Annotated in this window: 19 protein-coding genes; 11 read left to right on the forward strand and 8 right to left on the reverse strand. The window is 39.5% G+C overall.

Going from position 1 to position 23182, the window contains the following annotated elements:
• The first annotated feature begins 113 nt into the window (after nucleotides 1-113).
• The 9 genes from B0O44_RS01405 to rplT all read left to right on the forward strand — a co-directional run bounded on the left by B0O44_RS01405 (nucleotide 114) and on the right by rplT (nucleotide 9058).
• Nucleotides 114-2006, forward strand: a complete 1893-nt coding sequence (locus B0O44_RS01405; RefSeq protein ID WP_110826912.1) for a RecQ family ATP-dependent DNA helicase — start codon at nucleotides 114-116, stop codon at nucleotides 2004-2006.
• Nucleotides 2007-2034: 28 nt separating this feature from the next.
• On the forward strand, nucleotides 2035-2745 hold the full coding sequence (locus B0O44_RS01410) for a head GIN domain-containing protein (RefSeq protein WP_110826913.1): 711 nt from the start codon (nucleotides 2035-2037) through the stop codon (nucleotides 2743-2745).
• A gap of 35 nt (nucleotides 2746-2780) precedes the next feature.
• Nucleotides 2781-4103, forward strand: coding sequence for an MFS transporter (locus tag B0O44_RS01415; RefSeq protein WP_110826914.1), 1323 nt, complete (start codon nucleotides 2781-2783; stop codon nucleotides 4101-4103).
• A gap of 13 nt (nucleotides 4104-4116) precedes the next feature.
• On the forward strand, nucleotides 4117-4854 hold the full coding sequence (locus B0O44_RS01420) for a (Fe-S)-binding protein (RefSeq protein ID WP_110826915.1): 738 nt from the start codon (nucleotides 4117-4119) through the stop codon (nucleotides 4852-4854).
• A gap of 122 nt (nucleotides 4855-4976) precedes the next feature.
• Entirely contained in the window at nucleotides 4977-5813 is an 837-nt protein-coding gene (locus B0O44_RS01425; RefSeq protein ID WP_110826916.1) for a hypothetical protein, read from the forward strand.
• Nucleotides 5814-5903: 90 nt separating this feature from the next.
• Nucleotides 5904-7829 (forward strand): threonine--tRNA ligase, encoded by a 1926-nt coding sequence (gene thrS / locus B0O44_RS01430; protein WP_110826917.1) that lies wholly within the window; start codon nucleotides 5904-5906, stop codon nucleotides 7827-7829.
• 13 nt (nucleotides 7830-7842) lie between these two features.
• Nucleotides 7843-8412: a translation initiation factor IF-3 gene (infC, locus tag B0O44_RS01435; RefSeq protein WP_110826918.1), complete on the forward strand. Its 570-nt coding sequence runs from the start codon at nucleotides 7843-7845 to the stop codon at nucleotides 8410-8412.
• A gap of 26 nt (nucleotides 8413-8438) precedes the next feature.
• A complete protein-coding gene (gene rpmI, locus B0O44_RS01440; RefSeq protein ID WP_110826919.1) occupies nucleotides 8439-8639 on the forward strand; it encodes a 50S ribosomal protein L35 in 201 nt (66 codons plus the stop codon).
• A gap of 74 nt (nucleotides 8640-8713) precedes the next feature.
• The gene (gene rplT / locus B0O44_RS01445; protein ID WP_110826920.1) at nucleotides 8714-9058 is read left to right on the forward strand and encodes a 50S ribosomal protein L20; all 345 of its coding nucleotides are present in this window, start codon (nucleotides 8714-8716) and stop codon (nucleotides 9056-9058) included.
• A 77-nt stretch (nucleotides 9059-9135) separates the two neighbouring features.
• Here the strand turns inward: rplT and B0O44_RS01450 are convergent, their stop codons facing one another.
• A complete protein-coding gene (locus B0O44_RS01450; protein WP_110826921.1) occupies nucleotides 9136-9912 on the reverse strand; it encodes an XRE family transcriptional regulator in 777 nt (258 codons plus the stop codon).
• Nucleotides 9913-10046: 134 nt separating this feature from the next.
• Between B0O44_RS01450 and B0O44_RS01455 the strand changes: the two genes are divergently transcribed.
• A complete protein-coding gene (locus B0O44_RS01455) occupies nucleotides 10047-10397 on the forward strand; it encodes a GIY-YIG nuclease family protein (protein WP_110826922.1) in 351 nt (116 codons plus the stop codon).
• Nucleotides 10398-10466: 69 nt separating this feature from the next.
• Here the strand turns inward: B0O44_RS01455 and B0O44_RS01460 are convergent, their stop codons facing one another.
• The 6 genes from B0O44_RS01460 to B0O44_RS01490 form a co-directional block, all read right to left on the reverse strand.
• On the reverse strand, nucleotides 10467-13610 hold the full coding sequence (locus tag B0O44_RS01460; protein WP_110826923.1) for a basic secretory protein-like protein: 3144 nt from the start codon (nucleotides 13608-13610) through the stop codon (nucleotides 10467-10469).
• Nucleotides 13611-13633: 23 nt separating this feature from the next.
• Nucleotides 13634-16090, reverse strand: a complete 2457-nt coding sequence (locus B0O44_RS01465; protein ID WP_110826924.1) for a transglycosylase domain-containing protein — start codon at nucleotides 16088-16090, stop codon at nucleotides 13634-13636.
• A 360-nt stretch (nucleotides 16091-16450) separates the two neighbouring features.
• Nucleotides 16451-17632, reverse strand: coding sequence for an ABC transporter permease (locus tag B0O44_RS01475; RefSeq protein WP_110827507.1), 1182 nt, complete (start codon nucleotides 17630-17632; stop codon nucleotides 16451-16453).
• A gap of 255 nt (nucleotides 17633-17887) precedes the next feature.
• Entirely contained in the window at nucleotides 17888-18847 is a 960-nt protein-coding gene (locus B0O44_RS01480) for an HlyD family secretion protein (protein ID WP_110826926.1), read from the reverse strand.
• A 38-nt stretch (nucleotides 18848-18885) separates the two neighbouring features.
• The gene (locus B0O44_RS01485) at nucleotides 18886-20274 is read right to left on the reverse strand and encodes a TolC family protein (RefSeq protein WP_110826927.1); all 1389 of its coding nucleotides are present in this window, start codon (nucleotides 20272-20274) and stop codon (nucleotides 18886-18888) included.
• A gap of 73 nt (nucleotides 20275-20347) precedes the next feature.
• Nucleotides 20348-20911 (reverse strand): Crp/Fnr family transcriptional regulator, encoded by a 564-nt coding sequence (locus B0O44_RS01490; RefSeq protein WP_110826928.1) that lies wholly within the window; start codon nucleotides 20909-20911, stop codon nucleotides 20348-20350.
• A 244-nt stretch (nucleotides 20912-21155) separates the two neighbouring features.
• On the opposite strand from B0O44_RS01490, the gene B0O44_RS01495 reads away from it, so the two are divergent.
• A complete protein-coding gene (locus tag B0O44_RS01495) occupies nucleotides 21156-22037 on the forward strand; it encodes a polyphosphate kinase 2 family protein (RefSeq protein ID WP_110826929.1) in 882 nt (293 codons plus the stop codon).
• Between the two features lie 5 nt (nucleotides 22038-22042).
• On the opposite strand, the gene B0O44_RS01500 is transcribed toward B0O44_RS01495, so the two are convergent.
• Nucleotides 22043-23158 (reverse strand): serine hydrolase, encoded by a 1116-nt coding sequence (locus tag B0O44_RS01500; protein ID WP_245943510.1) that lies wholly within the window; start codon nucleotides 23156-23158, stop codon nucleotides 22043-22045.
• Nucleotides 23159-23182 lie beyond the last annotated feature (24 nt).

Here is a 23182-nt window from a genome sequence, read left to right on the forward strand (position 1 = left end):
TTAAACCATAAGGCCGGGAAGGCGGAAGCATAATTGCAAACAAGTATTATTTTAGGATTGAGGCTGCAATTTAGTAATATCAGTTCGTTTTTATAGTTTTGAACAAACCTTTTATGAATAAAGCAGAAATCTTAAAACAATATTGGGGCTTCGATTCGTTCAGGCCATTGCAGGAGGATATTATTGATGCTGTGCTGGACAACAAAGATACACTCGCATTGTTGCCAACCGGTGGTGGTAAATCGCTTTGTTTTCAGATACCAGCAATGCTTAAAGAGGGGATTTGTTTGGTGGTATCTCCTTTAATTGCGCTGATGAAAGATCAGGTTGAAAACCTCAAAGCCAAAGGTATTGAGGCGGTCGCCATTTATGCCGGAATGGGAAAACGTGAAATAGATATTCTTCTGGATAATTGTATTTATGGCAACATCAAGTTCTTATACCTTTCTCCGGAACGGTTGATGTCTGAAATCGTTAAAGTGAGGATCTCTTATATGAAAGTGAGCCTTATTGCCATAGATGAGGCGCATTGCATTTCACAATGGGGTTATGATTTCCGGCCACCTTACTTGCAGGTGAAGGCATTAAGGGAAATTCATCCAAAAACAGCAGTTATTGCACTCACAGCTACGGCAACTGAATTTGTAAGAAAAGATATTATTGAAAAACTGGAGCTGAAAAGTCCCGGGATTTTTGTCCAGAGTTTTGCAAGAAAGAATTTAAGTTACGTCGTCTTTGGACTGCAAGATAAATACAAAAAACTGATTGATATTACCCAGAAAGTGAAAGGCTCCGGGTTGGTCTATGTAAGAAACAGGAGAGAAACCGCAGAAATCTCTTTTTTTTTAAAAAGAAATCAGATTTCAGCCGATTTTTATCATGCAGGATTGAACAGGGAAGACCGGTCCCGAAAACAGGAAGACTGGAAAATGAACCGGACAAGGGTAATGGTAGCGACCAATGCTTTTGGCATGGGGATCGATAAACCGGATGTCAGATTTGTAGTCCATTTGGACCTTCCTGAAAGCCTGGAGGCTTATTATCAAGAGGCTGGAAGGGCAGGAAGGGATGAACATCGTGCATTTGCAGTGTTGCTTGCCAATACTGCGGACCAACAGGCCCTTGAGAATAAATACACTAATCATTTTCCTTCGATCGAGGAAATTAAAAAAACATATCACCACCTGGGCAGTTATTATCAGCTTGCTTATGGTGCAGGTGAGGGTTTGAGTTTTCCATTTGATCTGGCAGACTATTGCAAAAAATTTGGATTGGGTGTTGTTAAAACGATAGCCGCATTGAAATTCCTGGAACACGATGGTTACCTGACCTTATCAGAAAATATATTTTTGCAGTCGAGGGTGTTGTTTTTGATAAGTAATGAAGACTTGTATAGATTTCAGATTGAAAATGCCGGCTTTGATCCTTTAATCAAGGCCATATTGAGGTCGTATGGAGGCTCTTTTGATCAGTATGTTAAAATTAAAGAAGATGAACTGGCCAAAAGAGTAGGGGTGTCATTTAAAACTGTGACGGCAATGCTTCAACGTTTAAACGATTTGGAAGTAATGTCTTATTTACCACAAACAGACCAACCGCAACTGCAATTTTTGCAGGCCAGAACAGATCAGCTTCACCTGGATATTGACATTAAGTACATCGAACTGAGACGGAAAATCCAGGGGGACCAAATTAGTGCTGTATTAAATTATGCCGGTTCAAACAGTTGCAGGAGTATTCAATTACTCAGTTATTTTGATGAAAAGTATGCTCCTAAATGCGGTGTTTGTGACATTTGTCTTGCAGAAAAAAGAGAGCTGGAGGCGGAAGAACTGGTGCAAAAAATTGAGTTTGAAATTGCAACCTTACTTCAGGTATCTGCCTATAGCCTCACCGATCTGGTTGCTACTTTAAGATCTGGTACGGAGTCGGATAAGCTAAAGCAGATTAGGGAGTTGCTTGATGCAGGCAAAATAAAAACCGATGGTAAAAACTATTATCTTTAAATTGTGTTGAAACACAAAAATATCTATTATGAAAAAACTGATCATCTTTGCTTCTGTAATCCCATTTTTTCTTTTCAGCTGTACTTCAAAATGTATAGAAGATTCCGGTGTTCGTAAAGAAAAAATAACCCCGGTAAAGGAGTTCTCTGAGATAGAAATAGGAGGCCCCATTAAACTCATTTTAAAGCAGGACAGTAGTTTTAATGTTAAAATCTCTGCAGATTCAAGTATACTGGATAAAATCGAGGCCTCAGTTAGCGGGAGTACACTCCAACTGAAATTGGATACAGCGGCTTATTGCGGAAAAGATTCTATAGTCATTCATGCGGGGCTGAAAACGCTCAAATATTTGAAAACCCAAGCCAATAGTCAGGTATTCAGTGAGGGGAGACTTAATCTTCAGGATGTTAAATTTATACTTAAAGGCAATACCGGTATTCACCTGGATATGAGTGCTGCTAAAGTGACAACTGATGTCGATGGAACTGCTCGTATTGATTTAAAGGGACAGGCTGGAAGCCACGAAGTTAAAACCAGGGGTGCTGTGGAATTAAATGCATTTGACTTTATTTCAGGGATATATCTGGTTGATCTTAAAGGCCTGGCCAAGGTAAATATTAATGTTTTAAATGACTTGAAAGTAAAAACGTCGGGAGCAACGGAAATTTATTATAAAGGAAATCCTAAAAATGTAAATGAACAAAAAACCGGTGCCGGAAAGCTGGAGAAGGTCAATTAAAAATTTTTATATATTTTAGTTCCCTTGGATAATTTATGGCGCTGAAAAATAATAAAAGGGTAATCCGGTCTTGGGCATTTTTTGACTGGGCAAACTCTTCATACAATCTGGTCATTACCTCAACTGTTTTTCCTGTTTACTATACCATTATTACCACTACAAAAGAGCATGGCGATCAGGTTTCTTTTTTTGGATTCAAATTTGTCAATACAGCTTTGTCCAATTATGCCCTGGCTTCGGCTTATTTGATTGTAGCGTTAATTTCTCCCTTTTTAACCTCAATGGCAGATCATAGAGGCAATAAAAGAATTTTTATGAAGCTTTTTACCTGGCTGGGCGCTTTATCCTGTTGTGCATTATACTTTTTTAAACTGGATACACTGGAGTTGGGCATTATATGTTTTACATTGGCTGCAATTGGTTATTCGGGTGGTTTTGTTTTCTACAATTCCTATCTGCCTGAAATTGCTACTGCCGATCAGCAGGATGCGGTGAGTGCAAAGGGTTTTAGCTATGGCTATGTGGGGAGCGTGATTCTTCAGTTGATCTGTTTTGTCTTTCTCCTAATGCCGGACCGTTTTGGTATTACAGATGAAAGTTTTCCTCCAAGATTAACCTTTTTGCTGGTGGGGTTGTGGTGGATTGGATTTGCCCAAATCCCATTTCGGGTATTGCCAAAAGGAAGTCCGAATTTTAATCCGGAAGATCAGAAAAAAATATCAGGAGGTCTTATGGAGCTAAAAAAAGTATGGCATCAGATTAGGCAGATGAGTATAATGAAACGGTTTTTAATGGCCTTTATGTTTTATTCTATGGGGGTTCAGACTGTTATGCTTGTTGCCGCAAATTTTGGGGAAAAGATATTGCACCTGCCGACTTCGGGTTTGATTGCAGTTATCCTGATTGTTCAGCTTGTGGCCATTGCAGGGGCTAATTTAATGTCCCGTTTTTCAAGGCTTTACGGAAATATAAATGTGCTTTTATCCGTGGTGTTTATCTGGATTTTAATGTGCATTTCTGCTTATTATGTCAGCACGGGCAATCAGTTCTATTTACTGGCTGCAATCATCGGCCTGATTATGGGGGGGATACAGTCTCTGTCCAGATCAACTTATTCCAAATACATACCCCATGGGACAGCAGATACAGCATCTTTCTTTAGTTTTTATGATGTAACCGAAAAACTTGCAATTGTAGCGGGATTGGCTAGCTTTGCATATATCGAGGAGTTGACCGGAAATATGCGCAACTCAGCGATTGCGCTGGCCTTGTTTTTTGTAATAGGTCTGGTGCTGTTGCTCTCTCTAAAAAGAACAGAATCTAAAGTAATTACTGGTGTTAAAACCAGTAGTTTTTGAAAAGCGTTGATAGATGAAGATAGAATTATTTGTTCCCTGTTTTGTAGATCAAATGTACCCCGAAACTGCTTTTAACACCATAAAGGTATTGGAAAAGGCAGGTTGTGAAATCAGTTACAATGCCGGTCAGACTTGTTGCGGTCAGCCGGCTTATAATGCAGGTTACTGGGAAGAGGCAAAGGAAACAGGAAATAAGTTTTTGACGGATTACTCAGACCAGAAATATATTGTTGCACCCTCAGCTTCTTGTGTTGGTATGGTGAAAAATGGATTTAATGATTTGTTTACCAATACGATTGTTCACAACAAATGCAGAAGTATACAAGCCAATATATTTGAATTGTCAGATTTTTTGGTGAATATCCTCAAGAAGGATTATTTTGGTGCTGAACTGGATGGACGGGCAGTTTATCATGATTCTTGTAGTGGTTTAAGGGAATGTAAGATAAAAGAAGAGCCAAGACTGCTGCTCTCTAAAGTTCATGGACTGGAGATGGTTGAAATGAAAGACACGGACATGTGCTGCGGTTTTGGCGGAACATTTTCTGTCAAGTTCGACGCCATTTCTTCTGCGATGGCCGAACAGAAGGTGAACAGAGCATTGGAACAGGAGGTTGACTTTATCATCTCTACAGATCTTTCTTGTCTTATGCATCTTCAGGGTTATATAGATAAAAACAATATTCCACTGAAAACCATGCATCTTGCTGATGTGCTGGTGAGTGGCTGGCTGGAAAGTACCGAATATTAAATTGTAACAATAATATTAAATCAAGACGGACCAGCTTGATCAAAATAAATCCTAAATTCAGGAAGAATATGGATGTAATGATCTGAAATTCGATTTAGCTAAAACAAAATAATTATAAGAAAATGAAGACAATCCTTGTTGCTGTGGCCAGCCTTTTGGCAATGTCCTTACAGGTAAATGCACAGCAAAAAAAATCTGGTGCTATACAATTTGAATCGCGTTTTGATCCGGCCGTAATGGCTGAAGCAAATGGAATTAAGCTTAATGAAGAAATGCTTGCCCGTTTGCCTAAAAGTTCAAAAGTAGATTTTGAACTTTTATTCAATGCGACCAATGCAAGTTATACCAAAGTAGAAGATACTGAAGACAGCAATGGTGGGGGCGGCGGTGGTGGTTTCCGTTTTGGAGCAGGTGCAGCAAGCAGGGACTATTATTATAATTTCGCCGATCATAAACTGACCGCTGTTTTTGATTTGAATGATACGACTTATTTCATGGAGAATCAATTGGGAAAGGCCGATGTTTCTTTTATGGGAATGGGGGGACGGGGGCCTGCTACACCGCCTGTAATAGAATATGTAAAATCTGATGAAACCAAAAAAATTGTTGGCTTCACTTGCAATAAAGTCATCATTAAAACGACGACTAAAAGAAAAATCCTGGATGTAGAAAGGGAAATTGTAGATGAAACAGCACTGTGGTATACAAAAGACCTTGGTTTCGATTTTTCTCCAAACCCAGTGCAATGGACCGAAGGAGCAGTTCTTGCTATTGAAAGCAAAGGCTCAAGTACCGTAGCTAAAAGCATTGAATTCAGAAATGTAAGTTCCAAAGATGTAAACCTTCCTAAAAAAGGAACTGTGATTAGCCCGGATGCTTATAAGGCAAAGATGGAGCAGCGTATGAAAATGATGAGGAACAGGCAAGGTCAGGGCGGCAGATCAATTATGATAAATTAATATTTTAGCCTACCTTTGTACCTGAAAGAAAATCACATTGTAGGTGATTTTAATAAAATATATTTATTTACTTATAAATCATAGTTGTAGATGATTCACATTACACTACCTGACGGCTCCGTACGTCAGTATGAAAAGGGTACAAGTGCCCATCAAATCGCTTTATCAATTTCTGAGGGCCTTGCCCGTAACGTTTTGGCCGCCGAGGTCAATGGTGAAATCTGGGATTCTTCCAGAGGTATTGAAACTGATGCTACAGTTAAATTGTTGACCTGGAATGATGCAGAAGGAAAATCGACCTTTTGGCATTCTTCTGCTCACTTAATGGCGGAGGCCCTGGAAGCTCTTTACCCAGGAACCAAGTTTGGTATCGGACCAGCTATTGAAACAGGTTTTTATTATGATGTAGATTTTGGTGACCGGGAATTTTCGTCTGATGACTTTAAGGCCATAGAAACCAAGATTTTGGAACTGGCTAAACAAAAAGAAGTTTTTGTCCGGGAACAGGTCTCTAAATCTGATGCTTTAAAATATTTTACAGAAAAAGGAGACGAATACAAACTGGATCTGATCGATGGCCTGGAAGACGGAAAGATTACTTTTTATACTCAGGGTCAGTTTACAGATCTTTGCCGGGGCCCTCACATTCCAAATACAGGATTTATAAAGGCTGTAAAACTGATGAATGTTGCCGGAGCTTATTGGAGAGGTGATGAAACCAGAAAACAGTTGACCCGTATTTATGGAGTAACTTTTCCTAAGGCAAGCGAACTGACAGAATATCTTCATATGATTGAAGAGGCAAAAAAAAGGGACCATCGTAAGTTGGGTAAGGAATTGGAACTTTTTGCATTTTCTGAAAAAGTTGGAATGGGTTTACCTTTATGGCTACCTAAAGGAACAGCCCTGCGCGAACGTCTGGTTCAGTTTTTGACAAAGGCGCAAGGTAAAGCGGGGTATGAACAAGTGGTTACTCCTCATATAGGACATAAAAATTTGTATATCACTTCCGGTCATTATGAGAAATATGGCAAAGATTCTTTTCAGCCGATTAAGACACCACAGGAAGGAGAAGAGTTCTTTTTAAAACCAATGAACTGTCCTCACCATTGTGAAATTTACAAGGTGAAACCCCGTTCTTATAAGGATCTGCCTTTGCGTTTTGCAGAATTTGGTACAGTATACCGGTATGAACAAAGTGGTGAACTTCATGGTTTAACAAGAGTACGTGGCTTTACACAGGATGATGCACACCTGTTTTGCCGTCCGGACCAGGTCAAAGAAGAGTTTAAAAAAGTAATTGACCTTGTACTATATGTATTTAAATCTTTAGGTTTTAATGACTATATCGCACAGGTTTCTTTAAGAGATCCTGAAAATAAGTCCAAGTATATAGGTACCGATGAAAACTGGCGTTTAGCCGAAGCTGCAATTATTGAGGCTGCCGATGAAAAAGGCCTGCCTACCGTTGTGGAATTTGGTGAAGCAGCGTTTTATGGTCCTAAACTTGACTTTATGGTAAAAGATGCCTTGGGAAGGAAATGGCAGCTGGGGACTATTCAGGTAGATTATAACTTGCCGGAGCGGTTTGAACTGGAATATACAGGCAGTGACAATCAGAAACACAGGCCCGTTATGATCCATCGCGCACCATTCGGTTCTTTGGAGCGTTTTATAGCTGTGTTAATTGAACATTGTGCTGGGAACTTCCCTTTATGGCTTTCACCTGAGCAGTTTATTATTCTTCCGATCTCAGAAAAATATGAAGAATATGCGAAAAAAGTTTCAGATGAATTAAATAATTCCGATATTCGCGGTTTGATTGACTTTCGTGATGAAAAGATTGGAAGGAAAATCAGGGATGCAGAGGTTAAAAAGATCCCTTACATGCTGATTATCGGAGAAAAAGAAATGGCTGAAGGCAGGGTGTCGGTAAGAAAACATGGAGAGGGAGATGTAGGAGAAATGACACTGCAGGAGTTTAGTGAATTATTAATTAAAGAAATAACCGTTTAAATAAGAAACAAATTTGGCATTAGGCAGACCAGGATTTAATAGGGGACCACGTCCTCCTTTTAAGAAAAAAGAAGCAGAACATAATATTAATCAGTTTATCAAGGCTCAGGAGGTGAGATTAGCTGGAGATAATGTTGAACCGGGGATCTATCCTTTGGCAAAAGCTTTGGCACTTGCCGACGAATTGGAACTTGACCTTGTTGAAATTTCTCCCAATGCAGTTCCTCCGGTTTGCAGGATTATAGATTACAGTAAGTTTGTTTACGAGCAAAAGAAAAAGCAGAAAGAGATCAAAGCAAACGCTAAACAAACGGTTATAAAGGAAATTCGTTTTGGTCCTAATACCAATGACCACGATTTTCAGTTTAAACTGAAACATGCAATCAGTTTCCTTGAGAACGGAGAAAAGGTAAGGGCCTATGTGCATTTCAAGGGAAGAGCGATTGTTTATAAAGAACAGGGAGAAATTCTTTTGCTTAAATTTGCCCAGGCGCTGGAAGAAATAGGAAAAGTAGAATTGCTACCAAAATTAGAAGGTAAACGTATGTTTTTAACGCTTGCCCCGAAAGTTGCAAAAAAATAAATAAATTACATAAATAAACACAGGTTATGCCAAAAATGAAAACCAATTCCAGTGCTAAAAAGCGTTTTTCGCTTACTGGAACAGGTAAAATCGCAAGGAAGAACGCATACAAAAGCCACATCTTAACAAAGATGTCCACAAAACGTAAGCGTAATTTAAGCCACACCAGTATGGTGTCTGACGCAGACATGGGCAACGTTAAACGTATGCTTTGCATCGGTAAATAATTAATTTTTAACCAGGTACCCGGTAGTAAGTTTGCTGAAATACGCAACGCCGTTTATCAAAAAACAACAACAACATGCCACGTTCGGTAAACGCAGTAGCTTCGAGAAGAAGAAGGAAAAAAGTCCTAAATATGGCCAAAGGCTATTGGGGATCAAGAAGCAAGGTTTTCACCATTGCTAAAAATACGGTAGAAAAAGGTTTGCAATATGCATACCGTGACCGTAAAGTTAAGAAAAGAGAATTCCGCGGATTGTGGATTCAGCGTATCAATGCTGGTGCACGTCAGCACGGTATATCTTACTCTCAGTTAATTGGTAAATTGGCGAGCAAAAACATCGGTTTGAACCGTAAAGTTTTAGCTGATTTAGCCATGAACCATCCAGAAGCTTTTAAAGCTGTAATTGATGCAGTAAAATAAATATACCATATAGGTTAACAAAAAAGGGAACTACATCAGTTCCCTTTTTTTATTGGCTTATTTTTTTCAGCAGCTTACTAATTTTTATTAAGCTGAGATAATGATTTTTGCATCTGGGACATCATAGAAGTTAAGGTCTCAATGGTTGGCTCAGGTGTCGGATCAGGCAGACTGGAAGTAAAATAGGCCTTGGCTTTCCAGATTTCAAGAATATCGTCAGGCGCTATACTGTATGGATCGTACACTTTATTATCTGAAATGAGCTTTAGCTCTTTGTTTTCTTTGAATCTGTTGCCGGCCCTTTTATAAACGACGCCTTCATTTTTACTGATAACCACATAAGTTTCACCAGTTTTTACATCATTCCAGTTGTCCAGGTATTCTCCTATAATAATACTTCCGGGTTGTATTGGAAGCATAGAATCACCTGTAATTTCAAAAGCCCTGAAAGTTCCTTGTTTAAGAGAAGGGAGGGGCAAATGAAATTTAGGGAGTTCCCTGATGTATTCAGGATCTGAAAACCCATTCAGGTAACCTGCACTTGCTTTTACCGGAACGAGTTCTATATTTTCGTTGTCATCCTTATCTACCGATATGCTAAGTATTCTAAGATTAGAACCCTGGGCTTTAAGCTTGGGCTTCCACTTGTCGTCAATTTGCTCATTGATAAACTCATCTATGGAAAAATCATAGTATTCTGCTATTTTTTTTAGCAAGTCGTACTTTGGTTCTGCACGATCTTCCTCATAGGCCCCAACTAAAGAACGCTTAATTCCAATAGTATCAGCAAATTGCTGTTGGGTAAGGCCTTTTTTCTTTCTGAGGTATTTGAGATTGGATGAAATATTCGACATAAAATAAAAATTAAAAATAATTTGTTTTTACTAATATTGTTAGTATTATTGTGCCAATAAAGTTAGTAATATTATTTGGTCATACAAATATATATACTAATTAATTTAGTTGTAAATAATTTAAGCGAAAAGCTATGAAGAAATTTGTGTACATCGTAACAGATAGAAACCGTACAAGCCTCCATGCAGGCATGAGTGCTGATCTGATCAAAACATTAGCGTTTTATAAACAGATGCCAAGCTTATTCTTCGATAGCGGTCAGCAGCTTACACGTCTGGTCTACTTTGAAGAATTTAAAACAGAAGCCCAGGCTTTAAGTCGTTTTAAACTGATCAGCAGGTTTACACGTATGCAAAAAGAAAGACTGGTGCGTTCCTGTAACCCCGATTGGGTAGACCTGACCATTGGTTTGGATTTTGAGCATATCATGAGCAACAAGGTTATCAATACGCAAGTTCAAATGCCTTTAGGTATTATGTCCTGATATCAAAAAAAGAAGGCGCTTTTATAGAAGCGCCTTCTTTTTATCCAGGTCTATAGGATCCTATTCCTATTACCAGCCCGGGGCAAAGGTCACCCCAAATACGCCCGATTTAACATCTTTACGTTGAAAAGGGAAAGCATAATAAGGTTCAAGTACAAATGCATTAAACATATTTACCCTAAGGGAAACACCCGCACTTAAAGCTGGAACTCTTTCTGCTGGTTTTCCATTAGAAAGCAGGACACCATTAGGCTGGCTTTTAAAGGCTATTTTTGAATCTTCATCCCAGGCTAAACCGGCATCGAAAAAGAAATTCAGGTCGGTAAACAGAAAAGCAGAAGGAATTTGAGCAAGCTTTTTAGGACCTGTAAAAGGAAGTCTCACTTCAAAGTTAAATACGGCAATCTTACTTCCGGAAAGCTGATTGATGTCAAAAGTACCTGATTGTGGATCTTTACTGTTGTAAATAGAACCGCTTTCATAACCGCGGATTAAATAGGGGTAACCCACGTACAGCGGATAGAGGTTTTCACCATCCCGGCCAATACGCATATAGCTGTAAGCCCTTGCCGCTAAGGTAACGGGTTTTAAGCGAACATATTTTCTCAGGTCGACATTAACCGCATAAAATTTGTAATCTCCAAAATATTGTTCTCCTCCAATTCTGTAACGGAAGCCTTCCAACGGGGCCGTGACACCAAATATAGAATTATCTCCCACAAAAGAAGCATTGATCTGAAAGATGTTAAAAGGCCTGAAATTGGCTTTTAATTCTCTTGAAGCCTGGTCATTGGATATTTTTCTTCGTTCTGAACCAATAAAATTGCCTATAATGGAATCACCGATATTCTGGTAATAATTGCTGTACCTGTCAATCCGGTAACTGTACCTTGAAATGGCAGCACCTGCTTCAAAGCGATGTACTTTATTAAATGGATAGGCACCGAAAAACTGAAAAGATTCCTCAAAAGTCCGGATGATATTGGTCCGGTCATCGTATACTTTTAAAGAATCAGAAGCGCCAGCCTGAGGTGCCAGTTTTGTTTTTGCGATCTCCCTGAAGCCTGTTACATAGGGGATATGAGATAAAGCAAAGCCCCAGTTGACCCGGTGCTCCTGATTGATATAGCCAGCAAGACCTCCGAAATCTGAGATTTGACCATTAATGGACAGGTTTGCAATGATCTGATTGCGTCCTAGAATATCACTGAACATTCCGGAAATTCCACCCTGTATCCCTGTGCCAAAACGACTTGTTGCAATGCCTACACCGCCACTGTTTGCCAGATAATCCAGCTTAAACTGGGGCCGGTAAGGTACCAGCCTCATTGCACTGGCAGGTGTTTTTTCAAAGCGCTGAAAATTTGAAAGGTTCGAGTTGACAATATTGATGCCCGTACTTTCTACAGGAGGAAGAATAGCGGCATCGAAATGGAGTGCCAGCGGATCCACTGCTCTGGCTTTAAAGCTTAGCGCTGGAGCATTATATAAAGTGTATTTCTGGGACCTGTAATAACTATATATGATCTCATCATTTCTAGAAACAGATATGGCAGGAGAAAACTCTGTAATACCACTGATGCCTGTAAAATAGTCGGTAAGCTGATTCAGGTTTCCGTTAGATAAGTTGTACTCATACAGGTTTCTGAAACCGTCTCTGTTGGATAAAAAGAAAATTCGCTGGCTGTCACCCGAAAATTGTGCATTTAAATTATTGGCGCCAGGAAATACAGGTAAATTGGTTATGTTTTTGCTTTCCAGGTCATAAATACTTAGATTAATCGGGTACACCGCACTCGTACCACCGGAAGACAGGGCGACCCTGTCAGAAGAAAAGATTAATTTTTTCCCATCGGGCGAATAGCTTGGCGCATAATCAGAGTAGATATCATCTGTGATTTTGGTCACCTGTTTGCTTTGGAAATTATAAGAAAAAATATCACTCTGGCCCTCAATCATCCCTGAAAAAGCTATATCTGCTCCACTAGGCGACCAGGTCAGGTTTCCAAATTGTTCAATACTCCCCATTCCGGTCCGCAAGACCGTATTGCCGCTTGCCACATCAATAACCATCAATTGATTTCTACCTTTGCTGTAAATACTAAAAGCAAATTGTTTGCTGTCAGGTGACCATGCTCCGGCTGATTCCAGGAAATTAAAATCGTCAATATGGGAATTGGAAATCTGGCTGCTCAGCTTTTTAATAATTTTACCCGTTTTAGCCTCTGCTAAAAAAAGGTCAATGCCAAACAAATCCTTCTCAGATAAAAAGGCCAGGTATTTTCCATCTGGGCTAATGGCAGGGGCAACATTCATATTGCCCGCATTCTTATTGTCTATAATCCTGGTCCCTGTAATTTTTACCTGTGAACTGTCTGTTTTTAGGAACGGTCTGTAGTGTGATTCAATTGCGTTTTTCCAGAGACCAGAAAGTGCCTTATCATCATAGCCCAGCGTGTACTTCAAGCCGTTTTCATAACCGTATTTTGCTGTAGCTTTAAATAAGGGAACTATAGTGGTATCCCCGTAAACCGATCCTATAAAAGTCCAGAAAGCCTGACCATAGCGGTAAGGAAAATATTTATTGGAATTGGTCAGGTCTTTTAGGGAAGGGATGTCCCGGTTCAAAAGGGCATCTCGCATCCACATTGAAGTAAATGCATCTTTTTTTCCTATAGATAAGTATTCGGCCATGCCCTCTACCATCCAAAGGGGGACCTGACTTACATTCTGAATGCTGATGGAGTCTTTTTCCAGTAACAGGTGATACTGAAAGGCGTGAACAAGCTCATGACCCAGTACGTGACGGGTTTGACTATTTAATTCCATTACCGGCATAATGACCCTGTTTTTCAAAGCCTCGGTGACTCCACCAGTTCCGATCCCTATTTCCCCTTGTAAGGCGGTAGTTTGCTGAAAGTCGGGTTGATTATTGTATAGAATTATGGGGTTTTTCTTTAAAAAAGTATCTCTAAATACTTCCTGATGCATTTTGTACCAGGTCTCGGCATCTTCTGCAAATTTTTTAACGAGATTCTCATTTTTTAGATAATAATAGATCTCAAAATGCGGGGTTTGAAGAACTTTAAATTTTTCGTTTTTATATCTTACTTTATTTTGTCCGAAATACTGTGCCCGGACGGTAACTGAAGAGGTTAGAACAAATAATAAAAGGATAACTGATCTTGTAAAAAGTATAGATTTTATCTTCATAAAATACCATTAGGGGTGTCTGATTATCTTTGATTTTGCGATTCCTGCTTTTTTCTTTCCTTTTCTTCCTGCTTTTGTTTGCGTTTTAATTGTCTTTCCTCTTTTCTTGTCAACGGTATGACAGCAGCTGGTGCTGCAGGTTGTTCAGCCGGTTTTTTTTCTTCGGGCTTTTGAACTTCCTCTTTTTGTGGTTGCGGTTGTGTTTCTTCAATAACCGGTACGGAAGTATTTAAAGAATCAACTGCAGTACTGTCTTTTTTTGTCGTGTCTGCTACGATACGAGGGGAGGGACAATTGATGTTTCTGGTAATTTTCTCTTTTGGTTTAGGAAAAGGACCATAGGTATAACCTGTGCTTGGATCGTGATAAACCTTTTCCATAAATTTTCCAAAAATTGGAAGGGCAGTTCTGGAGCCTTCACCGGTCTCGCCATTTTTAAAATGCGCAGAACGTTCATCACAGCCAACCCAAATGCCAGTCACAAGATCTTTTGTGATTCCCATATACCAGGCGTCCACGTAATCTGAGGAAGTACCTGTTTTTCCACCAATTTGATTGTTCTTTTTCCAAAGGTCCCATTCCCAAAGTGCCTGGGAAGTTCCTCCTGGTTCTTCCATACCGCCTCTGAACATATACAGCATGAGCCAGCTGATTTCATCACTAAGTACTTTTTTCGTTTTGGCTTTAAATTCTTCGATCAGGTTTCCGTCCAGATCGGTGATTTTTTCAACCAGGATTGGATCTGTTTTTACCCCATTATTAAGAAAGGTGCCATAAGCTTTAACCATTTCATAGACCGAAACATCATTTGGCCCCAAACTTACAGAAGGAACAGATTCCAGGTGACTGTCGATACCACATTCGTGGGCCCATTTTACTACATTGTCCCATCCAACTTTTTCTGTTACCTGTGCGGTAATGGTATTCACTGATTTTGCCATTGCCCAGCGTAGGGACATTTCTCTGTAGGAATTTGTATAACTGGCATTTTTTGGTTCCCAGTATTCTGTTTTGCCATGCTCCTGATAAGCAATGCTCACCGGTTTATCAATAAAAGTATCGCAGGGGCTCATTCCACTTTCCAGTGCCGCAAGATAGGCGAAAGGTTTAAATGTAGAGCCAGACTGTCTTTTAGCCTGGTTCACATGATCATATTTGAAAAATTTATGATCTATACCGCCGACCCAGACTTTTATTTTTCCGGAAAAAGGATCCAGAGACATCATTCCGGTGTTTAATATTTTACCATAATAACGGATTGAATCCATGGTGGAAAATAAAGTATCCCTGTCGCCACTCCAGGAAAAGACCTTCATTTTCTTTTTCCTGTTAAAATAAGCCTCAATAGAATCTGGATTATTTTTAAATCTTTTCTGAAGCATTGCATAAACAGGCAGGTTTTGCTTGGCCCGGTTTGGATAATCTACTTTTTGCTTTTCCGAGTCATACCAGGGGTCTTCTTTTCCCCAAACACTGTAAAAGCGTTTTTGCAAAGTCTTCATTTGTTCTTTAACGGCTTCTTCAGCATACTTCTGCAATTTGGAATCAATAGTCGTATAAATTTTAAGACCATCCTCATAGAGGTCATATCCGTTATCAGAACACCATTTTTCAAGGTATTTCGCCACTGCGGCCCTTAAATAAGAGTCACCATCGCTTCCATCATCGATGCGTCCCTCTTTTAATTTTAAAGGACTGTTTTTATATGTGTTCAGTTCAGCATCTGTAATGTACTTATACTTGTTCATCTGAGCAAGTGCGACATTTCTGCGTTCCAGGGCCCTTTGAGGGCTTTTAACTGGGTTATACAAAGAAGTCCCTTTTAACATACCGACCAGCAGTGCAGATTCAGGTACATCAAGGCTTAAAGCATCTTTATCAAAATAAATTCTGGAAGCTGTTTTAATCCCATAAGCATTGTTACCAAAGGACACGGTATTCAAATACATGGTAATGATATCGTTTTTAGAATAATTAGACTCCAGTTTAACTGCGGTCATCCATTCTTTTAATTTGGAAACAATGGTGCGCAGTACAGGAATGTGTTTAATAATTCCCTGGGATTTATTGTACCTGGTCCTATACAGGTTTTTGGCCAGCTGCTGGGTAATAGTACTACCCCCGCGCTTATCACCGGTTGCAGTAGATATTCCGCTGGATAGCAGGGACCTGAAGTCAATTCCCATGTGTTTATAGAAACGTGCATCTTCGGTAGCGACCAGGGCATTTACTACACTTGGGGAAATGTCTTTAAAATCGACAGGAGTTCTGTTTTCCTTAAAGTAGCGGCCTATAAGTTTACCGTCTGAAGTATATAATTCAGAACCTACCCTTAAGGTTGGCGTTTTAATGTCTTGATATGAAGGGGAATATCCGAATAGCCATAAGAAATTAAGCTGAAGGGCACAAAAGAAAATAAGGACAGTGAAAATAAATATTGTTACGTAGCGGATATATTTATTGCGAATTTCTTTAAACATGGATAAATATGAAAAAAATCGTTGAACAGTTTGTGTTAAATTGTGTTAAAATTCACAAAGCCAATTCAGGTGCTTAACCGGGAGGGCTTTGTCAAGCGGTACATATGTTTTTTAGGGGTAATTGCAGATAGATATATTCATTTTAGGTTAGGTCAGGTCAGTAAAACAAAAACAAAAATCCGCTTTCAGGAAATTAGAATTAGGATGATTTTTGGTGTAAAAAGGCCAAAAATCATCAACAAAGATAATAAAATTGATATTTATTTTTCCTACTAAATCCCCGGAAGGTTTAAGGCACAAGAATCCATATACTCCGTAAATAAACGGAAAATGTATATGGCACTAAAAGTGTCTTTCAGATTAGACCTGTTCGCTGTTTTGAGCGGTACGTTTTTTCATATTGTACATCTTGATCCAAACAGTACTCAAAGCCAGTAGTCCATACACCAAAACAAGGATGGATAAATGATAAACAGAAGAAGATACATCAGATAAAGAACCCTGTTCAAACAACATGACTTTATGGGCATTTAGGAATGGGGTAAGCGGTAGGATAGAGGATAGCCATTGTACACCCACAGGCATTGCCTGTAAGGGCCAGGAATAGCCCCCGATTATAAATGCCGGGGTAGCCAGTAACATGAGTACCTGGGTGGCTTTAAGTGCTGTAGGCAGTAAGGCACTCACCAGTACACCAAGAAAACTTGTTGCCATAATAAAAAGCCCTGTTGTAAAAGCGTAATTAATTAAAGGGCTGGGGATAGGTGCTTTAAAAATATAATGAAAGACATAGTAAATGCCCAGAATAAAAATACTTAGTATCCAAAATGGGATCACCTTAATTAAAATGGCAGAAAATGCAGATCCAGAGCGGGCCAGAAATGCCGTTTCCAATGTTTTATTTTCAAATTCCCTGGCAAAACTGACCGCAAGACCCAGGAGCAGGACCTGTTGAAGTACTACCGCCAGGACGCCGGGCCACATGTAGGTAAAATAATTACCACTTTCATTATACAGGCGGATGTAATTTACTTTAAATGGTTCATACTGCGTTGCGGCCTGTTCTGAGTTCATCCCTTTTTTCTTGAGCCCCTGCATATTGACCCCGGCACTGAAAGTTCCCAGCGTAGTTTGCACACCTTGTGAGGCCATGTTTGCCGTAAGCAGGTTGGTGGTGTTGATATAGGTATTGATTTCAGGATAACGTTTTTGAAGAACAGCCGCTTCAAAACGATCAGGAATAACTACTGCGGCAACCGCGTTTAATTTACGCATGGTTTCACTTGTTTCTGTATTGCTGTTTTTTACGCGTATTACCTCGAGTTTTTCATTTTCTCCAAGCATATCAATTAACTGGTTGCTTAAAGGTGTATTGTCCAGGTCTACCACTAAAACAGGTAAGTGTTCTACTTTTCCTTTTTGATAAACAAAACCAAAAAGCAGGGCATAAATAATAGGTGCCAGCATAAAAACAGAAAGCAAGGTGCTGTCTGCAAAAAACAAACCAAATTCCCTTTTAATCAGTGTAAAGAAGTTTTTCATCAGGTTATACATTTGTTTTTTAAAGGTGATGAAGCGATCACGAGTTTTGCTTGTTTCATTTTAGAAGGCAAACTCCTGATGGTTTCATCAGGTTATACATTTGTTTTTTAAAGGTGATGAAGCGATCACGAGTTTTGCTTGTTTCATTTTAGAAGGCAAACTCCTGATGGTTTCATCAGGTTATACATTTGTTTTTTAAAGGTGATGAAGCGATCATGAGTTTTGCTTGTTTCATCAGGTTATTATTTCTCCTTACTAAAGGATAATGGTCGAATTTACCAATAGCTTTTCTGCAGCGGGAATGTCTTCCGGTATAATTTTCACTTCGTAAACAGCTTCCTGTATATCGTAATTCGGATAAGCCGCGGTGATATCCGCGTAACGCGTAAGCTGTTTGATGATCTGTATTTTTCCTTTTAGTTTTTCCTTATTGTAAAGGACCGTGATTTCAATGGCTTCACCCTTTTTATAATTCCCGATTTTACTTTCCGGCACGGTAAACCTGAAATAGGTGGTATTGGGTAAATAGCCATTAAATAAAGGAAAACCTGCTGTGGCCAGTTCTCCGACCCGCAAACTAATGGTTTCTATCTGCATGTCGTTTGTTGCAATAATATAACGCTCGGATAAAGCAACATTTACCTCTTGCAATACACCTAATGCCTGTTCTGCCTGTCCCTGAGTTGCCATTCGGGTTTCCGGGCGTGTTCCCTTCTCAGCTTCATTATATTCGGCATTTACAGCAGTCAGTTGTGCCTTGGCGCCATTAAATTTTGCAGTGGCCTCATCAAATGCCTGTGGCGTCATCATGCTGTCGGCAAACATAGCCCTGGCCCGGCTAAAGGACTTTTCTGCAAATTTAAATTGTTCAGTTATACCAGCTTTCTTCGCCCTGAGCTGTTTAAGCTGGTTTTCTGTAGCACCGTGTTTTGCCATATCCCGCTGTGCACCGGCCGCTTTAACAGCACCTTTTGCCTGTGAAAGTTTGGCATTGACCTCCGGTACATCCAGTATGGCCAGCGTATCACCGGATTTTACAAAATCACCCTCTTTTACAAAAATTTTTAAAATACGCCCGGTGACCTTTGGGGCAAAGGCAAGGGTTTCCCTTTTAATTTTACCTTCAGTGCTTTTTTCAGGCTTTGTGCAGGCAGATAGGGCCAGAAAAAGTATAAATAAGATGTTTTTGAGTGAAGTGTTGATCATATTTTTCATTTGTCTATGATTTTTAACTGCAATAATGGACGATAATTTTATTGAAGACTGGAACGGTTCAGGCTTCCTGTTGCTTTTAATAACTCTACAGCATTGCGGCGCTGATTAAAAACCGATTGAAGATAGTCAAGGGCCGCACTTTGGTAATCATTTTCCGCACCAATCAGGTCGGCAGCTTTAATGAGGCCTGTTTTAAACTCTTTTCCGGCCTGTGTCAGTGCATTTTCTGCCATCTTCATTTGTTTTTGTCTGACCAAAAGCTCGGCATTGGAGTTGTTGTAGTCTGTTTGAGTTTTGATGAGGTTCAGTTTAACTTTTTCTTCAGCTTCTGCTTTTTCATTTTCTGCTTTTTTCACCTCTATTCTGGCTTGTTGAATTTCCCGTTTACCCTTATTTCCATCAAACAAGTCCCATTTGAAACCAATACCAACGGTAAAATTAGGGACAACTTCAATTTTATTGGTATGACTGCTGAACCTTCCAATAAGGGGCAAGTCATGTTTACCTTTCATATCAACATCAAACAAATTTAAATAGCCCAAAGAGGCTGCGGCCTGAACTTTAGGTTTCCACCAGGTTTGGGCTGCTTTTACCTGGAAATTCTGTGCTTCTATTGCAGCGCTTAAAGCCAGCAGTTCAGGTCTGTTTTCTACTGTATTTTGGGTATTCGGATTTTGGATGGGTAGAAGTTCATTTTGGATTTTGTCCAGTCTTTCCAGCTCAATGCCGGTGAGGGTCTCCAGCTGGTGCAAAAGAAGGTTCCGTTTGCCTTCATATTCCTGTATTTTCGATTCCAGAGTAACCTGGGCAACTTCAACTTTCTGGTGTTCGTACTTTGTGATCAATCCGTAAGTTAAAGCTTTGTCAGCAGTTTTTTTATTAATGTTATAACGTTCCCGGCTTTTGTCAAGAACAGATTTTACTTGTTTAAGCAGGGCAAGCTGATCATAAGCTTTGGTGATTTCAGTAATGATTTGCTGGCGTTCTTTTTCAAGAAGTGCGGTCTGTGCTTTGGTCTTTGCATTTAAGGCATTTTTCAATGCACTTACTTTGCCGCCGGAGTATAATATACTATGTACACTGAAATCAGTTTTGATAAGGTTTGCGCTGGAGGTGACCCCAGAATTGATTTCGGGAATATTAATCAGGTTAAACAAAGAAGTTTCTGCCAGACCCACATTGAGACCATTGGCGAGAAAAGCATATTTACCTGATAAATCTGCACTGGGCAGAAAAACTTCTGATAATTTTTTCCGGTCAATTTTTGAAGATTCTATATCCAGTAACCTGTTTGCAAGCATATGGTCTTTAACCAATGCGCTGTCAATCAATTCGGTTAATCCCGGGGCTGTGCTGTGCTGTGCCTGCAATGCCAGAGGAAATAATCCGATAGAAATTATAAAGATGTGTTTCAAAAATACTTTCATGACACAAGGTTTTTTCAAATTGCAAAGTTCCGGTTAATTGCGCAGTTTTCTTTTGATATGGATCAAAAAGTGATCATTTCCGGTTTCTGATCCTGCTGAGTGTTTCCTGGGTAATGCCCAGATAGGAAGCAATAGCACCCAGGGGCGCCCGCATAATAATGCTCGGTTGCTTTTTCATCAGGCTGTTGTACCTCTGGCTGGCGGTCTGAAACTGTAAAGCCACAATCCGTTCACTTGCTTTTAATAAAAAGCTTTGCAGGGTTTTGTTCTCTAAGTGCTGCATTTGAGGGAAATTGCTGAGCAGTTGTTTTAAATCTTTATAGGAAATGGAATAAACCAGACCGTCCTCCAGCATTTCCATACTGTATTTGGATGCCGATTGCGTGTAAAAACTCTCTGGAACAGTTACAAAGTCACTTTCTGTATAAAAACCATAGGTAACGTCTTTACCTGTGTGGTTGTGGTAAAAAATGCGGGCCAATCCTTTTTCTATAAAGAAAAGATTTCTGGCAATTTTTCCAGCTTGCTGTAAACGTTCAGTCTTTAAGCAGTGTAGCTCTGTGAATTTTTTACGTATGGCCTCTTCCATTTCTTTGGGAACAGGGATTACCTTTTCAATTTCTGTTAACAAGAGCATGTTTTAAATAAATAGATTTAGGTTAAAATACTAAATTTATCCGTTTTTCAATAGATCTATGCTGGATTTTAATAATTTTGAGGAGAAACTCGAAACCTTTGGTCCGGACATATTCAGGGCCTTTTTTAGGTTGAATACTTAAATACCAATTGTACAGACCATTCTGATTATGTTAAAATTTTAGTATAATTGAATATGACCATTCTTAAAATGAGTATGTCATTTTAAAAAAGAAAGCATCCTTATGAAAAAAGATATAGAAAAATATTTAGCTGCCCCAGGGACAAAGATTTCCCTTAAAAATTTTGATACCAATTATCATGGCGCTCTTGATAAGGAGGCTGGGAAACTGGAACTTGAAGCCGTAAAACAGCAGTTGGACGATTTTCAGGAAACCCTGTACGCAGCGGATTCTAATTCTGTACTGATTATTTTTCAGGCCATGGATGCAGCAGGAAAAGACAGCGCAATTGAACATGTGATGTCGGGCCTGAACCCTCAGGGCTGCCAGGTTTATAGTTTTAAAACGCCTAGTGCCGAAGAATACAGCCACGATTTTTTATGGAGGCATTATAAGGCTTTGCCCCAAAGAGGGAGGATCGGGATCCACAACCGCTCACATTATGAAAATGTTTTGGTCTGCAAGGTTCATCCTGAATATGTTCTTTCTGAAAAAATCCCTGGTTATAACGACGTAAAAAAAATAGACAAAACCTTCTGGAAAGAAAGGTATGAAAGCATCCGGAATTTTGAACGTCACGTGAGCAATAATGGAACGGTGATCCTTAAATTCTTTCTTTATGTTTCCAAGGAAGAGCAGAAACAACGTTTTCTGGACCGGATTGATGATCCTAAGAAAAACTGGAAATTCTCTGCAAGTGACATCACCGAACGCGGTTATTGGGAAGAATACATGAAAGCCTATGAAATGGCTATAGAAGAAACTTCAACCGAAAAGGCACCCTGGTTTATCATTCCGGCCGATAAAAAATGGTATGCCCGTTTGGTGATTAGTAAAATCCTTGCAGATACCTTTGAAGGCCTTAAGCTTAAATTTCCTGTACTCCCTAAAGAGGATGCTGATAAACTATTGAGCATCAGACAACAATTAGTTGATGAAAAGTAAAACCCTTAAGGGGCTTTCATCGCTTCTTCATAGAGCATTCTACCCAGGTTCTTCATAAAAGGATAACAGATGCTCTCGTATTCATATTTGCCGTCATTAAAGATGCCGTCTTCGTTGGATTGCACGACAGCGGTCAGGAAAAACTCAATCTGGTGTTTTTCGTCTTTGAAATAGGAATTATCAATAATAAAACCATAAGAATCCCCATACTTATTGAAAATTTTCAGATCGGGGTTAAACTGTGCATCTTTTTCCCGTCCATAATACAACATTTTTGCATAAGCAGGCCAGAATTCTTTAGGATCATATTTAGGGTAATCACTTTCTGTAGGTAATTTACTCATGTAAGTGTAAATCAGCTGGTAATCAGATGGTGTCAGATGAAAACGTTCTTTAACCGGAAAAGCCTCCGGGGTCATCAGTCTTTTCATCAGCGCCTGCTGATCAGAGATAGCAAAGGCATTTTTTCCTGCCAGGCTGAAAGGTTTATTGACCAGATGTTCATTGCTGTCCAGATAAGCTTTGCCCATTGTGGTATTGCCGAGTGTCAACGGATATTCTTTGGGGTCGTATTGTTCTTTCTGACTGTAAACTAACACTGTTCCATTATAGAACTTAATCGGATTGGTGTGTTTGGCCGGTTCGCCTGAATCCCCAATGGCCAGCCTGTTCAGAATGCGGCTGTTGAGTAAATCGTATTTTTTTAGTTTAGTATTGATTTCAGCTCTTCCGATAAATTCAAACAACCGGTTAAAGGCATCATTGTCGCTGGTGAGCAGAATTTTCTTGATGTAATGCTCTACAGAGGGGAGGCCGTTTTGTGAAGTGGGGTCTTTAAGAACTTTTGTTTGTCCTTTATAACTGCTATCGGTAATCATGGTACTTTTACGGTCAAGCCCCTTTACCTTCAGATCATTTATTTTTTCCAGTGCAAAAATCACTGCTGCAAGTTTTACTGTACTTGCCGGATAAAAATAATGATGGTCGTTTAAATTATAACTGTAGGAAGTAAAAATGGGTTTATTGTTCTTATCCCTTTTTATTTGTGTATACAAAACCTGTACCTGGTGCTTTTCCGGGTGATTCAAAACCACCGAAAACAATTCGGGCTTTGATTTCATTAGTTTTTCAAGGAAAACAGTGTC

The organism is Pedobacter nutrimenti (assembly GCF_003208655.1).
GTDB lineage: Bacteria > Bacteroidota > Bacteroidia > Sphingobacteriales > Sphingobacteriaceae > Pedobacter > Pedobacter nutrimenti.